Source organism: Bradyrhizobium sp. STM 3843 (assembly GCF_000239815.1).
GTDB lineage: Bacteria > Pseudomonadota > Alphaproteobacteria > Rhizobiales > Xanthobacteraceae > Bradyrhizobium.
In genome coordinates, this window is sequence record NZ_CAFK01000315.1 from 19,521 (window position 1) to 42,791 (window position 23,271).

Here is a 23,271-nt window from a genome sequence, read left to right on the forward strand (position 1 = left end):
TTAGACGAGTCCCAGTTCTGTCGGACGCACGCCGGGGAAGATCCTCGTCAGGGCAGCGGTGTCGAGACCATAGATGCGCTGGAACAGGTTCGCGAACATGGCCCGATGGTCGGTCAACACAGGCAGGTCACGATTCTGAAACAGAGCCGCCTGCTCCACCTTGACCTGCTCCCCCGTGATGCGGCCGCCATTGATGCCGCCGCCCAGGACCCAATAGACACTGCCGTGGCCATGGTCCGTACCGCGGTCGCCATTCTCCCGGAAGGTCCGCCCGAACTCGGAAATGACGATGACCACGGTGTCTCGCCATCCGTTGGGGCCGATTTCCTCGGAGAAACCGGCAAGAGCACGCCCGAGTTCGCCGAGACGGTCAGCGAGGTAGCCCGTCGCTGCGCCTTGATTGACGTGGGTGTCCCAACCGCCCACGTCAACAAAGCCGAGATTGTACTGCTCGCGCATCAATCGGCCGATCCTTCGCGCCGAGAGCTCGAAGCCGCGCGGCGAAACCGCACCCCGATTGGCGGCCGCCATTTCCTCGGAGATCGACCGATAAACATCGTCACGCACCTTGAACCCTTCCGCGACCGCGGCCGCGAGGTCGGTGTGGAGGTACATCTCCCTGATCAGTTGCGCTTGGCGGTCATCGACACCGGGCCGGCCGACGCTGTTCAAGGCAATATTCGGCACCTGGCCCTGGCCGCGGAAGATCAGCGGCAGCTGATCCGTGAACGAGATTGGCCGGGCTCGCGTCAGTTCGGCTGCAAGCCGGCTCATGAAGCCTGAGCGATAGTCTCTCGACCCGGCCGCAGCTTGGCCCAGTTCGATCGTGTCCTGTGTCTCAAAGTGGCTTCGCGTCAGATCGTCGCTCGATCCCACGAACGGAATGAAGGCGATCTCGCGCTTGGCCCACATCGGGTAAACGCTGGTTCGTAGCGACGGATGCAGCCCCCAATCTGCCGAGAGCGGCAGCGCCGCGTTGGGGTTTCCGACATCGGGTTTTGCAACGCTCAGAGTCGGCCGCGAATTGTAGTAGAAATCGCTCGAGACCGGCACGAGCACGTTGGCAGCGTCATACGCGCCCCGGAGAAAGACGACCAGCAGTCGCGCGTCGCTGGCGGGCGCCGCCCAGACGCGGCCCGCCATCGTCAGCGGCGTCAATGCGGCGAAAGTCTTGATCAGCTCACGACGGTTCATCACAACCTCCGGCGGGATCAGTTCAGCGCATGAACTCAGGCGACGACAGAAACAGCGTGTTCCAGTCTTGCGGCGAAATCGCCTGCTCCAAGGCCGCTTGCGTCGTCGGCGTAAGGGTCTGCTTGAGGCCCTCATAATAGAGCGCGTTCTGCAGCAGCGGAAAAGCCGGCCGTTCGACCGCGTTCGGGCCGTCCGGTTTGAACAGGCCGGCAGACCCCGAGCCGACCTGCCGGGCAATCTCGAAACGGACCATCATCTGTCCCGGCCCGTTCCATGACGCGGAGGTGAGCGCATAGCCGTCGGGCGTCTCGTGATTGAACAGGCCTTCGCCCAGGCGGTTGATCCAGCCCTGAATCGGCGCAGTATTGAGAACGACCTTGTCGTCATAGGCGAGCCTCACCGCCGACAGGACATATTGCACGGGATCCTTGAAGCGCGCGCCGGGCTTTAGCGATGCTGCAAACTCCGGCGAATGGACCATGGTGCCGAGAACGGCAGCAATATCTCCGTCGCTGGTCCTGAACGTCTGGGCCATCTTCTGCACCAGCGCTTCGGGCGGATTGTCGGCAACGAAATACGTCGCGATCTGGCGCGACAGGTGCGCGGCCGTGGCGGGATGATGCACCAGGATGTCCAATGCCTCATCGACTTCCGCAAGGCCGCGCCCCTTGATCAGATGGCCGAGAAAGGTCTTGTCGCCATAGTCGTGACGCGCGGGATTGAACTCGAAAGCACCCTCCCGCACCAGCTGTGACTGCAACTCAGGCTTCAGCTTCGGATCTTCCGGTTTCAGGTCGATGCCGACGCCCGTCAAGATCCTTGCCAGCGCCTCGACATCCGCCTGCGTGTAACCGGAGCCGATACCCATCGTGTGCAGCTCCATGATCTCACGGGCATAGTTCTCGTTCAGATGGCCCGCGGCGTTATCGGCATTGTCGAGATAGCGCAGCATCGCGGGATGGCGAAGCGTGGCGGCCAGCAGGTCGCGAAATTTGCCGAGCGCGTGCGGCCGGATCGCACGATCCTCATAGTCACCGACCAGGATCCTGATGTTGCCCTTGTATTGATGCACGTTGAAATGGTTGAACCAGAACCAGGTCATGCGCTCGCGCAGTTGGTCGGGCGCATAAAGCGCGCGCAGGATGGTCCGCGCCGTCGCCTGCTTGGCGCGGTCGTTCATCGCCTGCTGATAGACCTGTTGCGCGGCTTTCTTCTGCTCGGGATCAGCGACCTGATTGGCACTCTTGGCCTGCTGCTCGAAAGCGACCGCAATGTCGAACGGAAAGCTGTGCACGTCCGGCATCGCCTCGATCTGGGCCTTGGCGGCCGGCGGAAGCGACAGATCTCCAGCCGGGTGCAACTGCTCCTGCAACCAGCGCTCTGTCCCGACGGCGTGGAAGTGCTCCGCGCTCGAGGCGTTCACGCCCCATGTCAGACGGTCGAGCAAGGCGAGGTCGGAAGCAGAAAAATTCGCGGCGGAGGCGGATCGACCTGTCAGCAACGCCCCCGACGCGAGCGCGGCGGACACAACCATCGACCTCCACGCGCTCCGCCGGACGATCATGGATGATGTGCCGGGTGGTCGCATTCTCAGCCCCAATCGTGATTCGATCTCATTTTGGACAGAACGGCCTGAATATCGTCTGAATGCACTGTACAGAAACATCGCAAACCCGTGAGGAATGCCTGCGGGTTGTACTGCGTTGATCTGAAATACGGCCGTGCTCCTGGGAGCAATGGCCTTTGGGGGCATAGGTGAGACCGACTTATCCGGCGCGTTCGGGGCCATTCATCCGGCGCGACTTCATCGCCTTACTGGCGGGGCTTCTTCTCCTCGTTGCCATTTCCGACGCCCGGGCCGAGACCTGCCCGACTTCGGCCGACGAACTCGCCACCGATCGGCCGGATGTGACGAATTCGAGCCTCGTCGTCCCGACGGGCAGCTTCCAAAGCGAGAACGGCGTGAACCTGACATCCCAGAATGGAGGTCGTACCCTTGATGGATCGAACACCCGCTGGCGGCTAGGCGTTGCGCCTTGCCTCGAGGTGTTTGTGGATCTGCCGAACTATGTCGGCAGTATCCGCGGTTCTGCAGCTTCGGGGTTCACCGACATTGCGCCTGCCGTCAAATGGCAGGTCAGCCCGCTCCCCGGAAAGGTTGATCTCTCGTTCGTTGTCGGCGCGGCGCTGCCGACCGGAGCCGCCGAGGTCGCCGGCCGTGGCACTCAGCCCTATCTGCAGATGCCATGGTCGGTCGAGCTGCATGATGGCTGGGGTATCAGCGGCATGTTCACCGAGTTCTTCCGCCCGGCCGAGACTGATACCAAGCACGTTACTGAGGCCACCTTCGTGCTGGAAAAGAAGCTGAACGAGAAGCTCAGCCTCTTCACCGAATATGTCGGCGATTATCCCGAGCACGCCGGTCCTGTCCAACTGATCAATTCCGGCGGGCTCTACCATCTCAGCCCAAAAGAGCAGATCGACTTCCACGTGGCGTTTGGCCTCAACCACAACTCTCCCACCTACATTGTCGGCGTCGGCTATTCGTTCCGGATCGATGGATTGTTTGACGGCGCGCGAGATTGGCGTCGCGCAAGCCGGTGAGCAAGCGCTATCCGCTGACGTGGTGGAGCCCGGGCGTGACTGCATTGCCTTGCAAGTTCAGCTCTTGCAGTTCAGTTGATGTTCAGCATCGTCCATCTAAGCGATCGCGGGGGACTGTCTGCTAGAGAGGGTAAAGACCATGTTGCCAAGGCTTTCGATAATTGCGTGCGCGCTGACGGTCGGCCTATCGATCCTGGCCAGCCTGCAGCCGGCACGCGCTCAAGATGCCATGGAAGCGGAGATGATCGGCTATCACCAGCTTTGTCAGAAGGGCGATCGCCGCGCCTGCATCCGCTTCGGGATTCTGATCGGGCGCAACGAGCAGCGACATGCCGATTGGCGCCGGGCGCACGCAGACTGGTGGTGGTGGGAGCGCTGAACCGGCGATGCTGGGCCGCCGACCGGTGCGGCGGCCCCCTTTAGCCGAGATGCCCGCCTAGTGCTCCGGGACGATCGCGTTGCTCGGCGTCGGCCTGTCGGTGATCTGCTGGCCGAACAAGCTCCCGATCAGCTCGACCGCGACCCGCGCGGTCTTGCCGCGCTCGTCGAGAAACGGGTTGAGCTCGACGATATCGACTGATCTTACCAGGCCCGAGTCATGAAGCATCTCCATCACCAGATGCGCCTCGCGATAGGTGGCTCCGCCTGGCACCGTGGTCCCCACCCCGGGCGCGACCTCGGGATCGAGAAAATCGACGTCGAAACTGACGTGCAAAACTCCATTCCGCGCGCGAACTCGCTCGATGACGCGCCTCATGAGCACGCCGACTCCAAATTCGTCGATCGCCCGCATGTCGGCGATCCTGACACTCCGAGAACGCAGCAACTCCTTTTCCAACCGGTCGATGGAACGCGTGCCGAACAGCTCCAATTGCTCAGGCGTAAGACATGCGCGCGGGTCGTCGCCGAGCAGGCCATCGAGCCCCGGCTCGCCACACAGAAAAGCGGCCGACATGCCGTGCATGTTGGCCGTGATTGTCGTCGCCGGCGTGTTGTAGTCGGCATGGGCATCCAGCCATAAGACGAACAGCTCGCGCCCGACGTCCTGCCAATGGCGCGCGACGCCGGTTACAGATCCCATCGACAATGAATGGTCGCCGCCCAGAAACACCGGAATCGCGCCGGTTTGCGCAAGCTCATAGCCGCGGTGCGCCAAGACCCGTGACCAGCGCTGGATCTCGCGATAGTACTTGGCGTTTGGCGGGGGCGTGTCGCTGGCATCAGCGATATCGGCGATGCCGAGATCGCCATAGTCGGTGACCTGGAGGCCGAGGCTTTCGAGCAGGGTGACCAGGCCGGCGGTGCGCAGCGCGGCCGGCCCCATCAGGGTGCCGCGAACCGACGCGCCGAGATCGATCGGCGCGCCAAGCACGGCGATGCGATGGGGCGAGCCCGTGTTGTTTGCATTGACCACCGCGCGACCCTCCGTCCGGTGCAATGAGCATATCGAGGCTCATCGAGATTCGTTCGCTCTACCAGCCCGATAATCACGGATTTATTCTGGCCTGCAGCTTTGGTGGAACCAAAATCGAGCGTAGGCATTTTCCCGTCGCCGCCATCGATCTGAGCGGCTCGCTGACCGATGGCGCGGGCATAAGCTCAAGAGGCAAAGAAAGCATATCACGTGAGCACCGAACCATTCGAACCCAATCCGCAGCCGGGCGTAGCCGAGCGCGCGCTCGACACCGCGACCGACATGTCCCGCTCACTCGGCGAAATGGTCGGAACTTTGCGGGCAGCCGTCGACCGCCTCAGCCAGACCGTGGCAGAGGCGCGGCGGCCGGGGACTGCGCTCTCGACGGTCAGCGCCATTACGCGCGAAGCCCCATTGGCAAGCCTGTTCGTCGCCTTCCTGTTCGGCATTGCCGTGGCGCGACGGCGCTGACGTCGTCTGGCCTCATCAGAAAAGTTTCGGTCCGCGGCGGTCGAGCTGCGATTCCCGCGTCAGCAGCGTCGCCGCAAGGATCATCAGCGCAATACCGCCGAAGCTGACCGCGACCTGCATCGCGAAGCTGCCGGAGACTTCGGCCAACGCCACCTGCGCAAGAAACGCCAAGAGCACGCCGAAGCAATACATCGACAGCGAATTCTCCCCGCAGCGGATCATCGCCGTCGTCAAGGGTGTGATCGCGCCGTGCCATACCGGCGGCGCCAGCCTCGAAACGACAAGAACCAGCGACAGGAAGTGCAACAGGCGGACCGGCGCCAGATGGCTCTTGTAGATCGGGTAGATCAGATTCGTGATAGCTGAGGGGACAAGGCCTTCCAGGCTTTCGAATTGCCAGCTCAGCGCGACGATAAGACTGAACAGGAGGCAGGCGAACGCGAGCGACAGCAATAGCCGCGACTGCAGCATCGGACGCAGGCGCGGGACACCTTCAAAGGCAAACCAGCCGCCGATCACGAATAGGAATTGCCAGGCGAACGGATTGAAATAGAGTTCTCCGCTCGGCCACGCCGGCACGTGCCAATCGAACAGCTGCACCATCATGTAGACGAGGAACGACAACAACAGCGTTATCGTCGCGCTCTTCGTCATCAGCCAGAGCAAAAAGGGAAAGCTCATGTGCAGCAGCGCGAAGGTCAAGAGAATGTCGGTATTGACGGGTGCAAACTGCAGCGTGGCGATATGGATGATCGTCGGACCAGGCTCGCGGAAGAAAAAGCCGGTATTGGTCTCGTCGAGATAGCGCGTCCCTCCCCCGACCACCCAGACCAGCGCGAAATAGGCGATCAGCAGCACCAGAAAGGCCGCGTAGATCTCCCAGGCCCGGCGCAGCGCACGGATCACGGTGGTGGCCCATCCATGCTCCCGCAGAGCGCCGCCGTAGGCGAGCATACAGGTGTAACCCGAAACGAAAACGAAGACCTCGGACGTATCGCTGAAGCCGTAGTTGCGCAGGGTCAGCCAGGACAGGGAATTATCCGGGACATGGTCGATGAAAATGAACCACAGTGCCAGTCCGCGGCAGGCATCGAGCCGCAGATCACGGCGGTCTTTGCTGGCACTGATGGCAGGCGCATGAGTCCCGACAAGAAGACCGGCCACCATCGCACTCCCCAAACCTCAAGTCCGCTGCACTGGCATTCTGCAGGATCTGCGAGCGTCTGCACGCGCTGCCTTCAAAAGCGTCCGACCATTTTGCACCAGCTCTCGTGCCGGAATAGCCATGCCGCACCGGGAACAAACAGAGCACGTCACCGCAGGGGCGCCACATCCGGCGCTTGTTCCCGCTCCGTATTTGCCCGGATTGATTGCGTGCCTCCAAGCAGCTGATTTGATCCAGACGATCGAAAGGAGTTTGTCGTGGTCCATCGCGGGGTCGAATACACGGTCGTTGCGACGTCGGAACCAGACATTTGGGAATGGCGCTACGAGCTCGACGGCCAGGTCAAAACCGGTCGAACGCAGACGAGGCTCGCAGCGCTCGCCGCACGCCGGGTGCAGTCCAAGATCGACGCCGCGCTGCGCGCTGGACGGGTAAGCTCGAACCACGATCGCTCCGACAGTCTATCCCAGCCTTCGCCCTGACCGGGCCTATTCTCGGCGTCCGGGCGCAACGCACCTCGCAAAGCCAGCACGCTGGCCGGCTGTTCTCGTTGAGACAGATCAAGGTCTGCCCTCCGCGACGTGTCATGATTTCGATTGAAGATCATGTGCCTACCCGGGCGCGAACGTTGCGCCCGCGGAATTGGCAAGGTGCCCTTGAAGCAGCGGAGAACCGTTGATGTCACACGCGGCCGGCCAGCTGAATTCGGCACCGAACGGGCAGCCGTTGCTCCGACGCCTTTGGTCGCTGTTGCGATCGGCCATAGCGCGGATTGATCTGTCGCATTTTCCACGGTCCTGCTGTAGCTGATGCGTAGCTCGTATCAGTATCTCCGCCGCGCTCCGGCCGGACATTCGCAACACCTGCCCTAACTATGTCGCCTCCGGCGCGCTTGTCGAACATCCCCCTTGTTGCGAGCTGCGCGCCCCCGCGGGCTTCAAGCACACACAACCGATAGGATTATGCAGATGCCAGCCTTCCTGAGAACGATCCCGATCGTCGCCCTGACTGCCGTGGCACTCGGGCCGCTTCCGGGCTACGCCGCCGACGCCGACCACGGGGCCGATTTGGCCAGGCGTTGGTGCGCTTCCTGCCACCTGGTCGAAGGAACTCAGAAGCAGGCGAGCGCCGACGTGCCGACATTTGCTCAGATCGCACAGCGGCCGGACTTTACAGCCGAGAAGGTCGCGTTCTTCCTGCTCGACCCGCACCCCAAGATGCCGAACTTCCCGTTGAGCCGGCTCGAAGCGGCCGACATCGCGGCCTATATCGGCACGCTTCGCAAATAAGCGCTGGCGGCCGCGCGCGCCGCGCCGGCCGCTTCCGAGCTGCTTCGCCGCGTGCGCGCCCGCGTTCTTTGACACCGAGCCTTAGGATTGCTTTTCGGTCGCCTTGGTTGCGGCAGACATCATGCCGGCCGTGATCGTCCGCATGTGTTCGCCGGCGTTGGTGAACTGGCTGCGGAGAAATTCCGACTGGATCCGCATCGCCTCTTCCAGCTCGGTCGCGTGCACCAGTTTGCGCGCGTGCTCGAAGGCAGCTCTCATATTCTGCTCGGTGAGCGAGAGGGCTTGCCGAGACATGTCTGCAGCCGGGCCCGGCACCGTCGCGATCGATTTGCCGGCTGCGTCAAAGAACATTTGGAAGGCCTTCTCAGCCTGCTCGATCGTCTTCTCCGCAAGGTCCCGCAGTTCCGTGGGTACTTCCAATTTCGGTTGGTTCATAGTCGCTGTCCTCCTCCAAGGAGATCCAATCAGCATATCTACCCCGGATCCAGGGCTCCGTTCCGAAAATCGCATCATGCCGCGGTGCACTCCGTCAGCCGGAAAAGCGCCTGCGGTACTCCGACGGCGAAACGCCGAGATGGCGCAGAAAGGCCCTGCGCATGCGCTCGTCATCACCGAAGCCCGCACGCTTGGCCACCTCGACCACGTTGCCGACTTGGCGGCTTTCGAGCAGCAATCGCGCCGTTTCGACCCTGAGCGCCTCCACGCCGCTGGCGGGCGTCATCCCGGTACGGCTGACATAGGTCCGGGCGAAGGTTCGCGGCGTCATCCCCGCTTTTGCGGCGAGGGTTTCCACGCGCAGATCGCTGGCGATATTTTCGATGATCCAGGCATGGAGCGCGCTAAAGCGGCCCTCCACGTCGGAGGCTTGCGCCGCCAACACCGTCGAGAACTGGCTCTGTCCTCCCGGGCGCTTCAGGAACACGACCAGCCGCCGCGCGATATCCAGCGCGATCGTGTGGCCAAAATCCTCCTCGATCATCGCCAGTGCTAGATCGATCCCTGCACTGACCCCGGCCGATGACCACACCCGACCATCCTGGACGAAAATCGCGTCGGGTTCGACCTTGACCTCAGGGAAGCTGTCCTGAAGGCGAGGACAATAGCGCCAATGGGTCGCGGCCCGCTTGCCGTCCAAGGCGCCGGCCCAGGCCAGGGCGAAGGCACCCAGGCAGACCGATGCGATCCGGCGCGCCCTCGGCAACGTGCGCGCGATCCAGGGCATGACGACCTCGTCCTGCCGCAACTTCCAGATCCCCGGCCCGCCCGGGATCAGCAATGTATCGACCTGGTGCGGCTTCACGCTCGCGATCGGCATCGTGTCGATCATCAAGCCGACATCGGTCGGCACCAGCCCTCCCGATTTTGAGACGTATGTCAGCGTGTAATTCGGACTCGGCAGTTCGATCTCGCTGAGCTCGGCAAAGACCTGCGCCGGCCCCGATATGTCGAGCAGCGTGACGCCGGGGAAAGCGACAACCGCCACGCGCCTCATCGGGAGCTTCTGACGCGGCGACGACCGCCGGGATTTGGCAGAATTCGAGGGCATATTGTCCTTTAAGCCATCAGACCGCGGCCTGTATAGCTCGACGTGAGAGAGCTGGAGTTTCAGCCATGTCACGCAAACTGGACGGCCGATACCAGACGATCGCCTCCCCGTGGGACGATTACGCGGTCTACAGCTTTGCAAATGCCTCCGAGGTCGATCTCGCTGATCAGCAGCCGCTGATGGATGCGATGAATGCGATCATTGCCGTTAACTGGAAGGCAACCGAGCCGCATTGGACCGCAGCATCCTCGCCGTTCGACGGCAAATTCGGTCTCATTCTGGTCTACGGTCAGCCGGGGCTGGTGGCATTTTCGGTCTATCGCACGATGTGCATCGCGAACCGCTTGGCCATCTACCGCAGTGGCACGGAAGTGCTTCCACAGCACCAGGGGCGCGGCCTGTATGGTTTCTTCACGTCGCAGATCCTGAGGAGCGCGGACGCCGCCGCGAGCGGCGAGGCTGGAATCCTCTATGGATGGCGCACGCGCAATCCGATCGTCTGGGCAGCCAACGCCAAGATCTGCGAAAAGGTCGCCCCCTCGCTGCTCGGCGATGCCCCAGACCCGGAGTTGCAGGCCGCCTGCATCGAAATGTGCGCCGCGCTCTACCCGGGTAAGCCGCTCGAGGTTCCCGGCATGATCATGCGCGGCGCCTACGGCCACATCAAGCATCATCGCCAGGACTATCACGGCACGGCATCGCTGATCGATGCGGCGATGACGCGCATGATTCCAAACTCCGCAGACGCGCTGTTTTCCGTCGGCTACGCGAGGGTGTGATGGCACTGTCAGGACAGCAAGCGGTTCTCGCGCCTTCCCTCCGGATTGTCGACCGCGCCTACTTTGCCTGGGCGACCGTCGCGATCGCCTATGCGATCGCGTTTCTCCAGCGGGTGTCACCGCAGACGGTCGGCCTGAGCTTCATGCACGACTTCGGCACCGACGCCTCCGGCGTTGCGCTGCTCGCCTCCAGTTACTTCTGGGGCTACACCTTGATGCAAATTCCGGCAGGCCTCCTGGTCGACCGTTACGGCGTCAAGCGGGTTGTGCTCTGCAGCATGGCGGCCTCCGCGCTCGGCAGCGCGGCTTTCGCCTTGTCACCAACCCTCCTTGACGTCTTCATGGCGCGATTGATCGTGGCCTGCGGCGATGCGCTCGTCTTCACGGCGCTGCTCAAATTGGTGGCGCAGAGCTTTGCCGACGAGCGCTTCGGGGTGATGTCCGGCATTTCTCAGGTGTCCGGCTACGTCGGTGGTGCAATCGCAACGGCGCCGCTCGCCTCCGCGGTCAGCGGTTTCGGGTGGCGCGCCTGTTTCATCGTCATTGCCTGCATTGGCGCCGCCAACCTGGCCTGCGCGTCGGTGGCGCTGAAACCGGCCGCTGCGACGCACACCAACAAGACGTTCAAAAGCGTATTGCTCGCGAGTTGGCGCGCACTCGGCGCAAGTGCCAATTGGGGTTGCGCGATGGCCTTCGCGTCGCATTTCGCCGTGGTCACCACCCTGTCCGGCGTTTGGGGCATCCCCATGGTCGCGCACTACTTCAACATTTCTCCTTCGGCGGCAGGGGCACCGCTGCTTGCCTTCATGGTCGGGAATGCGCTCGGCTCGATCTTTCTCGGTCATGCCGCGGACAGGACCACGTCGCTGGACGGTTCGCTGATCTGGATTTGCGTGTTGCGGATGCTGCTGATCGCGATGCTTCTGCCTGCGCTCGCTCACACATTCGGCCTCGTCTACGTCGGAACCGTGTTTGCGGTCCTCGGTCTGGTTGCCGGTGGCACCGTTCCGCTGGTCCTGAAATGCACGAAGCATCTCTACACAGCGGAGCTGATCGGGGTCGGCGCTTCCGTCAATACGACCTCCGCGGGCATCTTCGCCGGTCTCGCCCAGCCGGTGATCGCGCTGGCGATGGTCACCGCGAGCGGCCTCGGCGCGACATCGATCCATACGACTCGTCCGGCGGCAAACGACGCCGGCTACCTCGCGCTCATCGGAATCCTGCTCTTGATGTCCCTGCCGGGCATCGTGGGACCGCTGCTGATCCGACGCAAACTGATACTTCGTGCGTAGTTAGAAAAGAGAGGGTCCGAATGTCGCGCTTGTACTTGAGTAAAGGCGAGGTCCGCTCCAACTACCAGGTTAGCAGCTGGCAGAGCGTATTGTTTTCTGAGTTTGAAGCGCAAATGAGCAGCGAAGCGCGCCCATTTCCCTGCGTGTTCGGCGTCGCCGGGTATCGCCAGGATCAGCTCCGCTACCTGTTTCTCGATCCGTTCGAGGTCGACGTCCTGGGCGAACAGCTCGCGCTGTTCGTCTCCGAATGCCGCTCGCACGGCCCGAACACGTCGCTCGTGCTGTTCACGCGGCCGCGGCCTGTTCAAACCATGGACGCCTACTATCGGAAGTTCTGGCTCACGCTGGATCAGCTTGCCCGCATCGACAAAAGCCCGTGGCCAGCTGAGATCCCGGACATGGTCGACAATCCGATGTGGGAGTTCTCATTCGCCGGCGAGCCGATCTTCGTCGTGTGCAGCACGCCGGCTCATGTGATGCGGCAGAGCCGGCGCTCCAGCGCGTTCATGATGACATTCCAGCCGCGCTGGGTGTTCGACAAGATTCTCGGAACTGAGAAAGCCGCCGGCGCGGCTTTTGGCGAGGTCCGCAAACGGCTGGTGCCGTTCGATACGACGAGCCCGTCCCCTCTGCTCGGTCGTTACGGCCATCCGGAGGGGCGGGAATACAAGCAGTACTTCCTCTACGACGACAATCAGGCGCCGCCCACCTGTCCCTTTCACAAACTTGCCCAGACCAAGACTTCAACCATCGACGATACGGAGCAAGCGGCATGACCCAGATCATCGCAGGAACGAAGACGAATTTCTCGATCGACCCCGACATCCTGGCGCTGCTTCCGGAACAAGGCTGCATCGAGCTGCAGCACGACGCCGCAGGCAAAGTCCATGCGTTTCACACCCACCCGGTCGACGAGATTCTCATCGTGATCAGCGGCAGGCTGAATTTCAAATGGGAGGGAGGAGAGCGCGTGTGCAATCCCGGCGACAAGATATTGCTACCAGCCGGGACGCTTCATGAATCAGAGGCTTTGGAGGATGCGATCTACGCGATCGCGACACGTCCGCCGGCAAGTCTCGCTACCGGAAACTGATCACCGTCAGGACAGGTGACGGTCGGACTCGGGCGACGGATCCGTCGAGAGACGCTCGACCATTTCGATGACCTCGAACCGCTGGCTGGGTGCCAGCTTCAGGAACGCTTTCAACAGCCGAAGGCTTTCCACCGCTTCGCTCGATGGAGCTCCGAGCTTTTTGTGCAGCTCCGCGATGATTGTGGGATTTTTCATCTCGCACCTTTGACAGGGAACGGTAATGGCAGTTCTTAGCAAACGTGAAGGCCTAGCGCGCAAAGTCGATACTGCAGCAATCGAAGCTGAAAGTCTCGGCCTGACAACGGCGACCTTGATCCTTCGCATGGCACGTTTGGAAATCGACCGCGCGGAACCCGATGAGGTTGAAAGTATGCCAGGGAACAACTCCAGCAGCAAGCCGAACTGACGGGCGGTCGGTTCTTATGGCAGCTTTTGAGTTGTCTGGCAGCTTCTGGCCTCCAAAGCCAGCAAAAATGGTCGATTGTTACGGCTATCGACCGGAATTTGGTACCGCCGAGCTTGTCCGGTATTTCCGGGAGCCTTAATCATTTCTGCAGGGTGACAATGGGTTGCTGGCACGACGGCGCCGCAGCCTGATTGTCCGAAATATGCGACTGCAGGAATTGCCATGCGGACATACTATTTTGATATGAAGGACACCATTCCAACCAGGGATAGAGGGGGCCTCGAATTCGCGACCCATGCCGGAGCGATCGAGCATAGCCGGGATCTAGCGCGCAGATTGCGTCACGATCCTCGAATCACCGATCGCAGGCTGTCGGTCATTGTGGTCGACGAGTCCGGCACCGAGATCCACTGCGAACCGGTTTACCCGATGGTAGCGAGCGTCAGCATCAGCGATAACCAAGCGTCGCGATAGCGCAGCGATGTCATGGCACGGACGGCTGTCATGCCGCCGCGCAAGGTCTCTTCAGCGAAGCCTGCGCGGTGCGACATAGGGCCCGGCCGGCCAGCGAGCTCCCTCACACTAATGCAGTTTGGACAGGTTACGAGTTCCGGGTCAGTCCGTCGGCAAAGTGTAGTTTGGCCGGGCAGTTCGGGGCCCCTCTGCTCGACCTACCAGATCCAGCGCACCAGGCGGTACCTCACTCTGCCCTGATATGCCCGATAGCCGGGTAGATTCATTTCCAGCAGTCGTTCCTCGTCAAGCAGCCGCCAAATCAGGAGCGGCAAGATCGCGACGATGAGGAGCAGTCCCCACCAGGATCCGAGCGCGACGGGCATCCCGATGAGCATCACGAGTGCCGCAGCATACATCGGATGGCGCACCAGAGCGTACGGCCCGCTGGAAACAACTCTCTGATCACTCGCGACCTCGATCGTCGCGGCGGCAAAGCTGCTTTCCCTGAACACCAGAAACACGCCGGCGAAGCCGAGCAGGACAAGCACATTGCCGGCGATGACGACCGCTGGCGGCATGTGGGACAGAGCGAAGCGACGATCAAGCCCGGGAACAACGACGAGAGCGATGAAGCCCACCGAGACGAACGCCATGATCAACCGCTGTGCGGGTTCCTTTTCGGCAAAAGGCCCACCTCTCATACGACGCTCCAGGAGAGCAGGGTCTCGTCGCATCAGGTCCAGCGTGATCACGACCGACGCCGTGAAATAAACCAGGAGAAAGAGCCATCCCTGCCAGTAGTGCAGTGTTCCGGCTGCGGTGAAGAGCAAGATCGCCATCACGACGATCACAATCGCCAAGCTCGCAAATGCTCTTCGACCAAGGGCGGACATGGCCTGAGCTTATCATGAGGATGGCGCAAGTTCGGTCGATTTGTGCAGCGTCGAGGTCACTGCTGCTTCTCCCAGAACGACAACAGCCCCTGCGAGGCAGAGCCCCCGATCACGCAGGGAATCCCGATGGCCACCTGCCCGAGCGCCGCCGCCGACACGCAGCCAAGCGCAACGGCGCCGACGCCGAGCTGGCCCCAGAAATCGAGATTGCGGCGCGCATCGGAGCCCTTGGTCTTGAGCTCCTCGACCGCAGCGAGCGCGTCCCGACGCACCGCACCGAGCTGGACCGTATCGGCCGCCTGCACGACCTCGGTCAAGGGCGCCTTGATTGGATCCGACTGACGAGCGAGTTCGCTGCGCAAATAATCGCGCAGCTCCCCGTCGCGCACCGCATAGCTTGCCAGCGTATAGCGCGCCATGCTGCCGATGGTCAGCTTGTCGACGGTGTCGCGGCTCTTGGACCACGGCAGCAACTGCATGATGCGCTGAATCGGGACATGCGATCCGGTCGCGAAGTAGTAGCCCCACAGAGTGTCGAGCAGGTCCTGGTTGCTGGCAAAGCTCAGCGTGGTATCGATCTTGCGCTCCTCTTTGGCAAAGGGATTGCGCGTCAACGTACCGCGCAGCTTCTCAAGCATGCCTGGCTTCGTCTCTTCGAGTGGTATCTCGAGCAGTGTCGGTTGCGTTCCGTTGAGATAGCCTTCGATCATCACCCGCCGCGCCGGCAGTCGGGGCGCCATCTTGCGCATCAGATTGCGCCAGTCAGGCAGGCCGGAATAGGCGATCGCGCGGACGATGACCCATTCATCTTCAGGCGGCACCGGAAAGAAGCTGTTGACGAGTTGCTCGGCCTTGGCGGGATTCGAGCCTATCGCGCCAGCGATGAAGCCAAGATAGATTCCGGCGTTCTCCGGCTCCTTGAAGGTCTGCGAATGGAACAACACACGCACCGCAGCGGGCACATGGGCGTAGTCCGGTTTGGTACGATAGTTGTAGATCCACTGTTGCACCACGGCGAGCGAGGCGCGCGGATCGATCTCAGGCGTGACCGCAGCACCGGCTGGCTGGATAGTGGCTGGCTGGATAACGAGGCTGGCGAGGATCGCAAGAACAACGTAGCGCATGTGCTGCTCCGACGAGGACGTTTGGGCCCGTCGTGTCGGCGGCCCGAACGTTTGGGCGTTGTTGCAGCGAGGCGTTTGATCCCGCACTGCGACGATTCTGCGACGACAGGCCTCTCCATTGCGTCAAAATCGTGATGCCGTTCACAATTGCGCAACTTACCCGTGTCGGACATCCTTTCGCCCCGCGCGGTGACTTGCATTTCCATCCGTTCAAGCTGGCACAGGCTGCACGTGATGATGCTTAGGAACTTGCCGACACATGGGCCGAAGCCGCGAGCGCTGGCGGCGATGCTGCTGGTCACGGCGCTGGGCACATTGATCGCGTCGGCATCAGCGATGGCGACCCAAAGCACGATCAGCGTCGAAGGCAATCGCCGCATCGAAGCCGATACGGTGCGTACCTATTTTCATCCTGATAGCAGCGGCCACTATGATGCCGCCGCGCTCGACGCCGGCCTGAAGGCTTTGATCGCGAGCGGCCTGTTCGACAATGTCACCATCGAGCACGCAGGCGAGCAGATTATCGTCCATCTCACGGAAGCCAAGGTGCTCGACCGCGTCGCCTTCGAGGGCAACAAGAAGGTCAAGGACACGGATCTCACAGCCGTCGTCCAGTCCAAGCCGCGCGGCAGCTTGCAGCGGGCCACGGTGCAGGGTGACGTCGCCCGCATCCTCGAAACCTACCATCGGGCCGGGCGCGATGACGTCCGCGTGGTTCCGGAAATCATCGACCGAGGCAACGATCGGGTCGATCTCGTCTACACCATCACCGAGGGCAAGAAGACCACGGTGCAAAAGATCGACTTCGTCGGCAACAAGGCTTTCGGCGCGCGCCAGCTCCGTGCCATCATCAAGACCTCGCCGACCAACCTCCTGAGCTTCCTCACCGGCGGCGACGTCTACGACGCCGATCGGCTGAACGAGGACCGCGAACTGCTACGGCAGTACTACCGCAATCATGGCTATGCCGACGCCGCCGTGACCAAGGCAGGCGCCGAGTTCGATCCCGCGAGCAAGGGCTTCAACGTCACTTTCGTGATCGACGAGGGCCCGTCCTATCGATTCGGTGATATCGACCTGACCTGCAACGTTCCCGGGCTGGACTGCGACCGCCTGCGCAGTCAGCTGCTCGCTCGCCGCGACACGCCGTTCGATGCAAGCAAGCTCGACAAGACGACCGAGGCTCTCACCGCCGAAATGGCCAAACTTGGCTTTCCGTTCGCGCGGGCCGAGCCGCGCATCACCCGCGACGTGCAGGCGCAGCGCGCCAATGTCACCTTCGTCATTGAGCAAGGCCAGCGCGCCTATGTCGAGCGGATCGAGATCCACGGCAACAGCCGCACCAGAGACTACGTGATCCGCCGAGAGTTCGATGTCGGCGAAGGCGACGCCTACAACAAGACGCTGATCGATCGCGCCGAACGGCGGCTGAAGAACCTGAACTACTTCAAGACGGTCAAGATCACGACCAAGCCCGGTTCGGCGCCTGATCGGGTCGTGCTCGATGTCGAGACCGTCGATCAATCGACCGGCGACTTCAACATCTCCGGCGGCTATTCGACCACCGACGGGCTGCTCGCAGAGGTGAAGGTCGGCGATCGCAATGTGCTCGGCAGCGGCAACGCCGTCCAGGCCGCGGTGACGTATGGCCAATATGCGCGGAGCGCCGACCTCTCGGTGTCGGCTCCCTACAGCCTGGGTCGCGCGACGGCGGGAGCGGAGGTGTTCGATCGACAGACCACCCTCAGCCCTTATCAATCCTACGGCAGCAACACCTACGGCGGCACCCTGACGCTCGGCACGCCGGTCACCGAGCAGACCAACATCCTCTGGCGCTACTCATTGTACGATCAGAACGTCACGCTGTCGCCGACCGCGTCAAACGCGACGGTCTCCCTGCCGGTGCGGCAGGCCGCCGCGGCCGGGCGGCAGCTCGTCTCCTCCATTGGTGACACCGCGACGTTCAATACGCTGGATAACAACATGAGCCCGACCAGCGGCATACGGTCGCAACTCAGCCAGGATCTCGCCGGTCTCGGCGGCGACGTGCGCTTTCTGCGGACGACCGAGGATGTCCGCTACTACCATTCTCTGTCAAACGATCTCACCGGCATGGTCCGGGCCCAGGGCGGCTACATCACCGGCTGGGGTGGCCAGCAGGCTCCGCTGCTGAACAGCTTTTTCGGTGGTCCGAACATCGTGCGGGGATTTGCGCCGAACGGATTCGGCCCTCGCGACCTGACGCCGGGCTCCACGATGGACAATGTCGGCGGCAGCCTGTACTGGGCGACGACTGCGGAGTTGCAGAGCAACATCCCCGGCCTGCCTCAGGAGTATGGTCTCAAAGCGTCGGCCTTCGTCGACGCCGGGAGTGTATTTGGATATCGTGGCCCGACTCAGTCGGTCCAGGTCGCCAACAAGAACATCGTCCGGTCCTCAGTCGGGGCCGGGCTGACCTGGGCCTCGCCGTTCGGCCCTCTGACGGTCGACTACGCCGTGCCGCTGAGCAAAGCGGCCTATGACGTCGTGCAGCCGCTCCGCTTCAGCGCGGGAGGATTCTAGCCTCCCGCTCTTCTCTGCTCGCCTCACAGCGGGCTTCGGTCCGCGCGCGGGTGCGAAGCGACAGGGCGAGCCTACCAACCATAGTAATGATAGACGCGCGGCCCATAATAATAAGGGCGGGGCGCGTAGTAGACCGGCGGCGGCCCGTAATAGTAGCCGGGTCCTGCATAATATCCCGGCCCATAATAATAATCGTCGTGCTGGCTGGCGGCGATCGCACCGATGGTGCCGATCATCGCTCCCATGATCGCGAGGCCGGCAGCAGGATTGCCTCGATAGTAGTGGCGATGACGCCGACGGGCGCTGAAATCTGTTGTGCTGCTGGGTGTGCTCGCCGCTAACGTCTGCTTGCCGACTGAACTCGGCTCGCGGGCGAAGACCATCGTCGGTTCGGAAAGCGTGAGCACCAAGGTTGCCGCCATCGCGACGGTTACATGGTGGCGGGTCGAAGAGAGCGGCTTGATGCGGCTGAACATGGTGTTTCCCTCGTCAGGCGGACAATAATCCGGCGGCCGCTCCTTCATACGTCAGGCCGAGGACAACGGCTTGACCGAGGTCAAGCGCACGATGTCGCACGGCCAACCTCTGCACCGTGTCCTGGCATTTCAGCCGGGGAAATCGTCGACGATACCCGTTTCCTGCGGCTGCTTGCCGCAGGGTTCGATAGCACCGGCCCGATCCACTGGGTCCGAGATCGCGAACCGCCCAGCATGCCGCCGCGACCAATGCGGGAGGACGCAAGCCCCCTCTGCCGCACCGATGTCCCGCATCACTGAACGTAAGGATCCGACATGTTGTCCCGCGCCACTCTGATCTGCAGCCTCCTGACCATCTTGGCCATTGCCATAGCTCCGGCGAACGCCGAGGAGAGCAAGACAGCTCTGTTCAAGGTCATTACGGTGAAGGATGAGATCGTGATCGGGCTCTCGGCGGACGAATTGAAAACGCTTGGCGGCAGCGAGGCCAGCGCGATCGCGCACGCGTTGGCACAAAAGGGCGACCTGACGGTGTGGCAGTACAATGTCCATCGCGGCCAGAACGGCGAGCTGCAGATGGCGCCCACGGCCAAGATCGGCCTTTTGGCCAACGCGTCGCTGCGCGTCGAGCCCTATTCGACCTCTTACGTGATCCTATCGCATCCCTGATCAGCGTCCGCGGATGGTCGGCCGGCGGACCGCGTCGGCCGAGAGCGGCCGCTTGGGGACGCGTTCGGTCGCAAAGCCGTAAACCAGAGCCAAGCGGTCAAGGCATTCGCGAAAGCGACGCGCAAAATAGTCATTCCAACGCTGGCTGCACAGATCGCGTTTCAGTCCAACCTGCTCCATGGTCAGCCCCTGCACCAATATGTCATGGACGATGGCCGCACCGTCTGCGCCGAGCTCGCGCTCTGCCCGATTCAGTCGCAAGACGGCTTGACGCTGCCCTTCTGTGACCGGCTCGCGTCCCTGCGCACCGTCGACATATTCGCGTGATGGGTCGATCGCTTGCGGACCGCGCTCGGCCCGCTCCCAATCGTTTTGAAAGGCGCGGCCGGCCCGATATTGCGCATCGTCGATCTGCCGGTGCGAGTGCAGCCGTCCCAATGGATCGTTCCGAATCGAGCGAAGCGCGACGATCTTCTCGCCCGGCTCCAGCGCCAGGGGATCGTCGACCTCGATGGTGGCAACCTCGGCGTTGAACGGCAGGTCATTGGGGCGGCGCTCATGGATCTTCGAAATGCGGTGGGATTTGTGGCGTCTGGCGCGTGCCATCGCGAACCTCCGATGAACGATGTGATTGGATCAATGCGGACAGAACGGCGGTCGCTGGCCCGCTACGCAGCTGCAACCAGCCGCAGGACCACCGTCGCCGGCGGCCGTTCCACCAAGCCTTCCGGATTGCGCGTGAGATGGAAGTGCGGCGTGCAGTAGGGCGATCCCGGCTGACGCGGATGGCCGCAGAACGTGATCGGCTCATCGTCCCTGTCGCCGCCATAGGGATAGCGGCAATCCCCGGGTTCAAGATTGTCGAAAGAAATCAAGCGCGGGCTGATGCCGACACAACGCAGCTGCACCGGCTCGGTCCGCTCGGGTTTTGGCCGCGCCTGGATCACCGATTCCGTGTGGCAACCGACACGCCGCTGCTCGTTGCGGGTCTTGAATTTGGGTCCTCTGTCCTTGGGACGTTCGGGCCTGACCAGCCCCATCCGTTTTGCCCGGCCCAATACCGCGTTTCGCGTATAGGCCACACTAAACTTAAAATTGATTTCCTTCGTGATATCGCCATAAGATAGTCCCATGGCGTGAAGCTCCCGCAGCGTTTCGGAGTGTCGCGGCGGCCAGTCGCTCGATTGCATTCCTCGCCTCTTCTTCTCGCTCAAAAGTTGTTTGACGCACCACAGCCAAGCGCTGCTTGAATTTCCGATATTCCGAAACAAAAGTCAAGCTTGAATTCTGATAATCGGAAATGCTATGTTCCGGCGGGATTCGCAAGCGAGGACAAGACAATGCTGGACGTCACCATGATCGAGCGTGGGCTGGAAAAGCCGGGGAAGACAAAGGGCGGGCTTGCCCGCGCGATGGGCGTGCGCCCGGGCGCCGTGTCCGAGATCCTCTCGGGGCAACGGCTGATCAAGGCGGCCGAGATCGGCCTGATCATCGATTATCTGGAACTGAATGCGGTGCCGATCATGGGACGGGTCGGCGCGGGCGCTGTGATCGAGCCGGAATATGAGCAGGTCCCGGCAGAAGGGTTGGGCGAGGTCGCCGTGCCATTTCCAATCTCGGAAGAGACGATCGCCTTCGAGGTGACGGGCGATTCGATGCTGCCGAAATATGAGAATGGGGACGTCATCGTCGTCTATCGCGAACAGCGTCATCCGCTGTCGAGCTTCTACGGCGAAGAGGCGGTGGTGCGGCTGAAAACCGGTGAACGCTATCTGAAGACGATCGAGCGGGGAAAGTCGCCTTCCCTAGTGAACCTCATCAGTTTTAACGCCAAGCCGATCATCGGCGTGAAGCTTGAATGGATCGGCGAGATTTGTGTCACTCTTCCGCGCGGGCAGATTTCGCGGATGCGATCGAAAGCATCCCGCGGCCGCCAGGGGAAATCGGCCGGAGCCAAGGGAGCCGCCAGATGAGAGCAGTTCTCCGAGCCAGGCGCTTGTGACGCTTCGCCACGTCCACGGGCGGCGGCCCTTCCCGCGATTTCGAATGTCGGAACTTTCGCTTGACAAAATTCCGATTTTCAGAAATTATGGGGAGGCTCGCCTGTTGCGATGGCCGAAAGCGAATTGCCCTGCATGCAATATTTTGTTGTGATGATCGACTACGGACGGCGCGGACGCGAGGCCGTGGTCGATCCCGAGATGACGCGGCGCGACGTTGTTGCGCGCGTCGCATCCGGTGAATACGCCAATATCAGCTTCATCCACGAGATCATCGATCGATCCGTCGAAGACGTGACGACCGACATCCTGGCAGAAGCGGCCCTACCCGAGATCGAGGACGACGGGCCGGATCTGCAGGCCGTCCGGTTTGACCATATTCACGATCTCCGCAAGCATGAGCGGGCCTGATCGCCTGGCGTGCTGTCTCAGTCGGCGGCGCCGGACTGGCGCCGCCGCTTGCTCGCCTCACAGTCAGACCAGAAGCACGGTCGATCCCGTTGTCTTGCGACCGGCCAGGTCGGCATGCGCTTTGGCGGCGTCCTTGAGCGGATAGGTCTGGTGAACTTCGACCTTCACCGCGCCGGACTGGACGACGTCGAACAACTCCTTCGCCATTGCGACCAGGCTTTCACGCTTGGCGGCATAGGTGAAGAGCGTCGGCCGCGTCACGAAGAGTGAGCCCTTCTGCGCGAGCAGGCCAAGATTGAGCGGCTCGACCGCGCCCGAGGATTGTCCGAACAGAACCGCAAAGCCGAGCGGCGCAAGGCAATCCAGCGACTTGAGAAAGGTGTCCTTACCGACGGAATCGTAGACCACCGGGACTTTCCTGCCCGCCGTGATCTCGTCGACGCGCTTCACGAAGTCCTCGCGCGTGTAGACGATGGTGTGGTCGCAGCCATGCGCCTGCGCCAGCCTGGCCTTCTCGTCGCTCGAGACGGTGCCGATGACGGTCGCGCCCAGATGCTTGGCCCATTGGCTGAGGATCAAGCCGACTCCGCCGGCTGCGGCATGCAGGAGAATGGTGTCGCCAGACTTCACACGATAGGTCTGCCGGATCAGGTACTGCACCGTGAGGCCCTTGAGCATCATGGCCGCGGCTGTCTGGTCATCAATCCCATCGGGCAGCTTGACCAGGGAAGCGGTCGGGATCAGGCGTGCTTCCGCATAAGCCCCGAGTGGGGACGAACCATAGGCTACACGGTCGCCGGCCTTGAGCTCGGTGACGCCCTCCCCCACCTCCTCGACCACGCCGGCGGCCTCACTGCCCAGGCCGCTCGGCAATTGCGCCGGATAAAGCCCGGAGCGGTTGTAGATGTCGACGAAGTTGAGCCCGACCGCCGTGTGGCGAATACGTGCCTCACCCCGGCCCGGCTTGCCGACATCGACCTTCTCCCATTTGAGCACCTCGGGTCCGCCGGGTTGATGAAAACGGATGGCGTACGTCATTGCGTTACTCCCTTTCGTGACGATGAGATCTTTGCAGCGCGCCTGGAATCGACGCGATGTCTAGGAACCGAGCAGCGGCCCGAGCGTTCAGGCCCTATTAGTCGGGAGCTCAACTGATGCCTCCGAAAAGACGCGCTGCGTCGCTCGAGCTGACGATCTGGCATGAACTTGCGGGTCACGCCATCATGGGAACGGCGCTCGGGCTCTGTGCCGCCTTCGTCCTGGCGTTCGTCGACAAGTTCGGCATCGCCCGCCTGATCGCACATGACTTGGAACCACATCTGACGTTTGCAGTCTTCGTCGGCATGTTCACACTTGTCTTTGCCGTCGGCGCAACCCTGACCGGCTTTGTCTTCACTATGATGGACAAGCGCTGAGCCCGCGAAACG

The 23,271-nt window shown here is 62.2% G+C and carries 29 protein-coding genes; 16 read left to right on the forward strand and 13 right to left on the reverse strand.

Annotated features, from left to right (window positions below):
- Together BRAS3843_RS34270 and BRAS3843_RS34275 are read right to left on the reverse strand one after the other, a co-directional pair.
- The gene (locus tag BRAS3843_RS34270; RefSeq protein WP_008973826.1) at positions 1 to 1,194 is read right to left on the reverse strand and encodes a DUF1501 domain-containing protein; all 1,194 of its coding nucleotides are present in this window, start codon (positions 1,192 to 1,194) and stop codon (positions 1 to 3) included.
- Positions 1,195 to 1,216: 22 nt separating this feature from the next.
- On the reverse strand, positions 1,217 to 2,641 hold the full coding sequence (locus tag BRAS3843_RS34275) for a DUF1800 domain-containing protein (RefSeq protein WP_347379600.1): 1,425 nt from the start codon (positions 2,639 to 2,641) through the stop codon (positions 1,217 to 1,219).
- 308 nt (positions 2,642 to 2,949) lie between these two features.
- Here BRAS3843_RS34275 and BRAS3843_RS34280 point away from each other — a divergent pair, with 308 nt between their 5' ends.
- Both BRAS3843_RS34280 and BRAS3843_RS41100 read left to right on the forward strand, forming a co-directional pair.
- The gene (locus BRAS3843_RS34280; protein ID WP_008973828.1) at positions 2,950 to 3,798 is read left to right on the forward strand and encodes a transporter; all 849 of its coding nucleotides are present in this window, start codon (positions 2,950 to 2,952) and stop codon (positions 3,796 to 3,798) included.
- Between the two features lie 139 nt (positions 3,799 to 3,937).
- Positions 3,938 to 4,177 carry a hypothetical protein gene (locus BRAS3843_RS41100; protein WP_008973829.1) on the forward strand — a complete coding sequence of 80 codons (240 nt, stop codon included), beginning with the start codon at positions 3,938 to 3,940 and terminating at the stop codon, positions 4,175 to 4,177.
- 57 nt (positions 4,178 to 4,234) lie between these two features.
- Here BRAS3843_RS41100 and rocF read toward each other — a convergent pair whose 3' ends face one another.
- The gene (gene rocF, locus BRAS3843_RS34285; RefSeq protein WP_008973830.1) at positions 4,235 to 5,212 is read right to left on the reverse strand and encodes an arginase; all 978 of its coding nucleotides are present in this window, start codon (positions 5,210 to 5,212) and stop codon (positions 4,235 to 4,237) included.
- Positions 5,213 to 5,422: 210 nt separating this feature from the next.
- On the opposite strand from rocF, the gene BRAS3843_RS34290 reads away from it, so the two are divergent.
- Positions 5,423 to 5,683 (forward strand): hypothetical protein, encoded by a 261-nt coding sequence (locus BRAS3843_RS34290; RefSeq protein ID WP_008973831.1) that lies wholly within the window; start codon positions 5,423 to 5,425, stop codon positions 5,681 to 5,683.
- A 15-nt stretch (positions 5,684 to 5,698) separates the two neighbouring features.
- Here the strand turns inward: BRAS3843_RS34290 and BRAS3843_RS34295 are convergent, their stop codons facing one another.
- Entirely contained in the window at positions 5,699 to 6,847 is a 1,149-nt protein-coding gene (locus BRAS3843_RS34295) for an OpgC domain-containing protein (RefSeq protein WP_244425547.1), read from the reverse strand.
- Between the two features lie 258 nt (positions 6,848 to 7,105).
- Here BRAS3843_RS34295 and BRAS3843_RS34300 point away from each other — a divergent pair, with 258 nt between their 5' ends.
- Together BRAS3843_RS34300 and BRAS3843_RS34305 are read left to right on the forward strand one after the other, a co-directional pair.
- A complete protein-coding gene (locus BRAS3843_RS34300; protein WP_008973833.1) occupies positions 7,106 to 7,330 on the forward strand; it encodes a hypothetical protein in 225 nt (74 codons plus the stop codon).
- Positions 7,331 to 7,816: 486 nt separating this feature from the next.
- Positions 7,817 to 8,137: a c-type cytochrome gene (locus tag BRAS3843_RS34305; RefSeq protein ID WP_008973834.1), complete on the forward strand. Its 321-nt coding sequence runs from the start codon at positions 7,817 to 7,819 to the stop codon at positions 8,135 to 8,137.
- An 81-nt stretch (positions 8,138 to 8,218) separates the two neighbouring features.
- Here BRAS3843_RS34305 and BRAS3843_RS34310 read toward each other — a convergent pair whose 3' ends face one another.
- Together BRAS3843_RS34310 and BRAS3843_RS34315 are read right to left on the reverse strand one after the other, a co-directional pair.
- The gene (locus BRAS3843_RS34310; protein WP_008973835.1) at positions 8,219 to 8,572 is read right to left on the reverse strand and encodes a phasin; all 354 of its coding nucleotides are present in this window, start codon (positions 8,570 to 8,572) and stop codon (positions 8,219 to 8,221) included.
- Positions 8,573 to 8,666: 94 nt separating this feature from the next.
- Positions 8,667 to 9,683: an AraC family transcriptional regulator gene (locus BRAS3843_RS34315; RefSeq protein ID WP_035983780.1), complete on the reverse strand. Its 1,017-nt coding sequence runs from the start codon at positions 9,681 to 9,683 to the stop codon at positions 8,667 to 8,669.
- Between the two features lie 65 nt (positions 9,684 to 9,748).
- On the opposite strand from BRAS3843_RS34315, the gene BRAS3843_RS34320 reads away from it, so the two are divergent.
- The 4 genes from BRAS3843_RS34320 (at position 9,749) to BRAS3843_RS34335 (ending at position 12,847) form a co-directional block, all read left to right on the forward strand.
- Positions 9,749 to 10,462, forward strand: coding sequence for a hypothetical protein (locus BRAS3843_RS34320; RefSeq protein ID WP_008973837.1), 714 nt, complete (start codon positions 9,749 to 9,751; stop codon positions 10,460 to 10,462).
- Positions 10,462 to 11,754, forward strand: coding sequence for an MFS transporter (locus tag BRAS3843_RS34325; RefSeq protein ID WP_008973838.1), 1,293 nt, complete (start codon positions 10,462 to 10,464; stop codon positions 11,752 to 11,754). Before BRAS3843_RS34320 ends, BRAS3843_RS34325 begins: the two co-directional genes overlap by 1 nt.
- A gap of 113 nt (positions 11,755 to 11,867) precedes the next feature.
- Entirely contained in the window at positions 11,868 to 12,530 is a 663-nt protein-coding gene (locus tag BRAS3843_RS34330) for a YqcI/YcgG family protein (protein WP_244425548.1), read from the forward strand.
- On the forward strand, positions 12,527 to 12,847 hold the full coding sequence (locus tag BRAS3843_RS34335) for a cupin domain-containing protein (RefSeq protein WP_008973840.1): 321 nt from the start codon (positions 12,527 to 12,529) through the stop codon (positions 12,845 to 12,847). The genes BRAS3843_RS34330 and BRAS3843_RS34335 overlap by 4 nt, the downstream gene beginning before the upstream one ends.
- A gap of 6 nt (positions 12,848 to 12,853) precedes the next feature.
- On the opposite strand, the gene BRAS3843_RS34340 is transcribed toward BRAS3843_RS34335, so the two are convergent.
- Complete coding sequence (locus tag BRAS3843_RS34340) at positions 12,854 to 13,042, reverse strand: hypothetical protein (protein WP_008973841.1); 189 nt, start codon at positions 13,040 to 13,042, stop codon at positions 12,854 to 12,856.
- A gap of 25 nt (positions 13,043 to 13,067) precedes the next feature.
- On the opposite strand from BRAS3843_RS34340, the gene BRAS3843_RS40080 reads away from it, so the two are divergent.
- Both BRAS3843_RS40080 and BRAS3843_RS42620 read left to right on the forward strand, forming a co-directional pair.
- A complete protein-coding gene (locus BRAS3843_RS40080; RefSeq protein ID WP_008973842.1) occupies positions 13,068 to 13,253 on the forward strand; it encodes a hypothetical protein in 186 nt (61 codons plus the stop codon).
- 222 nt (positions 13,254 to 13,475) lie between these two features.
- Positions 13,476 to 13,727, forward strand: a complete 252-nt coding sequence (locus tag BRAS3843_RS42620; protein ID WP_083841502.1) for a hypothetical protein — start codon at positions 13,476 to 13,478, stop codon at positions 13,725 to 13,727.
- 197 nt (positions 13,728 to 13,924) lie between these two features.
- On the opposite strand, the gene BRAS3843_RS34345 is transcribed toward BRAS3843_RS42620, so the two are convergent.
- The gene (locus tag BRAS3843_RS34345) at positions 13,925 to 14,560 is read right to left on the reverse strand and encodes an isoprenylcysteine carboxylmethyltransferase family protein (RefSeq protein WP_347379602.1); all 636 of its coding nucleotides are present in this window, start codon (positions 14,558 to 14,560) and stop codon (positions 13,925 to 13,927) included.
- A gap of 98 nt (positions 14,561 to 14,658) precedes the next feature.
- Positions 14,659 to 15,726, reverse strand: coding sequence for a hypothetical protein (locus BRAS3843_RS34350; protein WP_008973845.1), 1,068 nt, complete (start codon positions 15,724 to 15,726; stop codon positions 14,659 to 14,661).
- Between the two features lie 237 nt (positions 15,727 to 15,963).
- On the opposite strand from BRAS3843_RS34350, the gene bamA reads away from it, so the two are divergent.
- Positions 15,964 to 18,288 (forward strand): outer membrane protein assembly factor BamA, encoded by a 2,325-nt coding sequence (gene bamA, locus BRAS3843_RS34355; RefSeq protein WP_175361181.1) that lies wholly within the window; start codon positions 15,964 to 15,966, stop codon positions 18,286 to 18,288.
- Between the two features lie 71 nt (positions 18,289 to 18,359).
- On the opposite strand, the gene BRAS3843_RS34360 is transcribed toward bamA, so the two are convergent.
- Positions 18,360 to 18,764 (reverse strand): hypothetical protein, encoded by a 405-nt coding sequence (locus tag BRAS3843_RS34360; protein WP_008973847.1) that lies wholly within the window; start codon positions 18,762 to 18,764, stop codon positions 18,360 to 18,362.
- Between the two features lie 315 nt (positions 18,765 to 19,079).
- On the opposite strand from BRAS3843_RS34360, the gene BRAS3843_RS34365 reads away from it, so the two are divergent.
- A complete protein-coding gene (locus BRAS3843_RS34365; protein ID WP_008973849.1) occupies positions 19,080 to 19,433 on the forward strand; it encodes a hypothetical protein in 354 nt (117 codons plus the stop codon).
- Here BRAS3843_RS34365 and BRAS3843_RS34370 read toward each other — a convergent pair whose 3' ends face one another.
- On the reverse strand, positions 19,434 to 20,039 hold the full coding sequence (locus BRAS3843_RS34370; RefSeq protein ID WP_008973850.1) for a DUF6456 domain-containing protein: 606 nt from the start codon (positions 20,037 to 20,039) through the stop codon (positions 19,434 to 19,436).
- A gap of 62 nt (positions 20,040 to 20,101) precedes the next feature.
- On the reverse strand, positions 20,102 to 20,647 hold the full coding sequence (locus tag BRAS3843_RS34375) for a GcrA family cell cycle regulator (RefSeq protein WP_347379601.1): 546 nt from the start codon (positions 20,645 to 20,647) through the stop codon (positions 20,102 to 20,104).
- Between the two features lie 126 nt (positions 20,648 to 20,773).
- Here BRAS3843_RS34375 and BRAS3843_RS34380 point away from each other — a divergent pair, with 126 nt between their 5' ends.
- Positions 20,774 to 21,406 carry a S24 family peptidase gene (locus BRAS3843_RS34380; protein ID WP_008973852.1) on the forward strand — a complete coding sequence of 211 codons (633 nt, stop codon included), beginning with the start codon at positions 20,774 to 20,776 and terminating at the stop codon, positions 21,404 to 21,406.
- 162 nt (positions 21,407 to 21,568) lie between these two features.
- On the forward strand, positions 21,569 to 21,844 hold the full coding sequence (locus BRAS3843_RS34385; protein WP_008973853.1) for a hypothetical protein: 276 nt from the start codon (positions 21,569 to 21,571) through the stop codon (positions 21,842 to 21,844).
- Positions 21,845 to 21,907: 63 nt separating this feature from the next.
- On the opposite strand, the gene BRAS3843_RS34390 is transcribed toward BRAS3843_RS34385, so the two are convergent.
- Positions 21,908 to 22,882 carry a quinone oxidoreductase gene (locus tag BRAS3843_RS34390; protein WP_008973854.1) on the reverse strand — a complete coding sequence of 325 codons (975 nt, stop codon included), beginning with the start codon at positions 22,880 to 22,882 and terminating at the stop codon, positions 21,908 to 21,910.
- A 116-nt stretch (positions 22,883 to 22,998) separates the two neighbouring features.
- Here BRAS3843_RS34390 and BRAS3843_RS34395 point away from each other — a divergent pair, with 116 nt between their 5' ends.
- Complete coding sequence (locus tag BRAS3843_RS34395; protein ID WP_008973855.1) at positions 22,999 to 23,259, forward strand: hypothetical protein; 261 nt, start codon at positions 22,999 to 23,001, stop codon at positions 23,257 to 23,259.
- Positions 23,260 to 23,271 lie beyond the last annotated feature (12 nt).

Bases quoted from the DNA above. Each gene is read 5' to 3' on its own strand.
- bamA (WP_175361181.1), top strand. From the start codon at position 15,964: ATGCTTAGGAACTTGCCGACACATGGGCCGAAGCCGCGAGCGCTGGCG.
- BRAS3843_RS34385 (WP_008973853.1), top strand. From the start codon at position 21,569: ATGCAATATTTTGTTGTGATGATCGACTACGGACGGCGCGGACGCGAG.
- BRAS3843_RS41100 (WP_008973829.1), top strand. From the start codon at position 3,938: ATGTTGCCAAGGCTTTCGATAATTGCGTGCGCGCTGACGGTCGGCCTA.
- BRAS3843_RS40080 (WP_008973842.1), top strand. From the start codon at position 13,068: ATGGCAGTTCTTAGCAAACGTGAAGGCCTAGCGCGCAAAGTCGATACT.
- BRAS3843_RS34335 (WP_008973840.1), top strand. From the start codon at position 12,527: ATGACCCAGATCATCGCAGGAACGAAGACGAATTTCTCGATCGACCCC.
- BRAS3843_RS34395 (WP_008973855.1), top strand. From the start codon at position 22,999: ATGCCTCCGAAAAGACGCGCTGCGTCGCTCGAGCTGACGATCTGGCAT.
- BRAS3843_RS34325 (WP_008973838.1), top strand. From the start codon at position 10,462: ATGGCACTGTCAGGACAGCAAGCGGTTCTCGCGCCTTCCCTCCGGATT.
- BRAS3843_RS34380 (WP_008973852.1), top strand. From the start codon at position 20,774: ATGCTGGACGTCACCATGATCGAGCGTGGGCTGGAAAAGCCGGGGAAG.
- BRAS3843_RS34305 (WP_008973834.1), top strand. From the start codon at position 7,817: ATGCCAGCCTTCCTGAGAACGATCCCGATCGTCGCCCTGACTGCCGTG.
- BRAS3843_RS34320 (WP_008973837.1), top strand. From the start codon at position 9,749: ATGTCACGCAAACTGGACGGCCGATACCAGACGATCGCCTCCCCGTGG.
- BRAS3843_RS34350 (WP_008973845.1), bottom strand. From the start codon at position 15,726: ATGCGCTACGTTGTTCTTGCGATCCTCGCCAGCCTCGTTATCCAGCCA.
- BRAS3843_RS34390 (WP_008973854.1), bottom strand. From the start codon at position 22,882: ATGACGTACGCCATCCGTTTTCATCAACCCGGCGGACCCGAGGTGCTC.
- BRAS3843_RS34360 (WP_008973847.1), bottom strand. From the start codon at position 18,764: ATGTTCAGCCGCATCAAGCCGCTCTCTTCGACCCGCCACCATGTAACC.
- BRAS3843_RS42620 (WP_083841502.1), top strand. From the start codon at position 13,476: ATGCGGACATACTATTTTGATATGAAGGACACCATTCCAACCAGGGAT.
- BRAS3843_RS34310 (WP_008973835.1), bottom strand. From the start codon at position 8,572: ATGAACCAACCGAAATTGGAAGTACCCACGGAACTGCGGGACCTTGCG.
- BRAS3843_RS34365 (WP_008973849.1), top strand. From the start codon at position 19,080: ATGTTGTCCCGCGCCACTCTGATCTGCAGCCTCCTGACCATCTTGGCC.
- BRAS3843_RS34330 (WP_244425548.1), top strand. From the start codon at position 11,868: ATGAGCAGCGAAGCGCGCCCATTTCCCTGCGTGTTCGGCGTCGCCGGG.
- BRAS3843_RS34270 (WP_008973826.1), bottom strand. From the start codon at position 1,194: ATGAACCGTCGTGAGCTGATCAAGACTTTCGCCGCATTGACGCCGCTG.
- BRAS3843_RS34340 (WP_008973841.1), bottom strand. From the start codon at position 13,042: ATGAAAAATCCCACAATCATCGCGGAGCTGCACAAAAAGCTCGGAGCT.
- BRAS3843_RS34315 (WP_035983780.1), bottom strand. From the start codon at position 9,683: ATGCCCTCGAATTCTGCCAAATCCCGGCGGTCGTCGCCGCGTCAGAAG.
- BRAS3843_RS34370 (WP_008973850.1), bottom strand. From the start codon at position 20,039: ATGGCACGCGCCAGACGCCACAAATCCCACCGCATTTCGAAGATCCAT.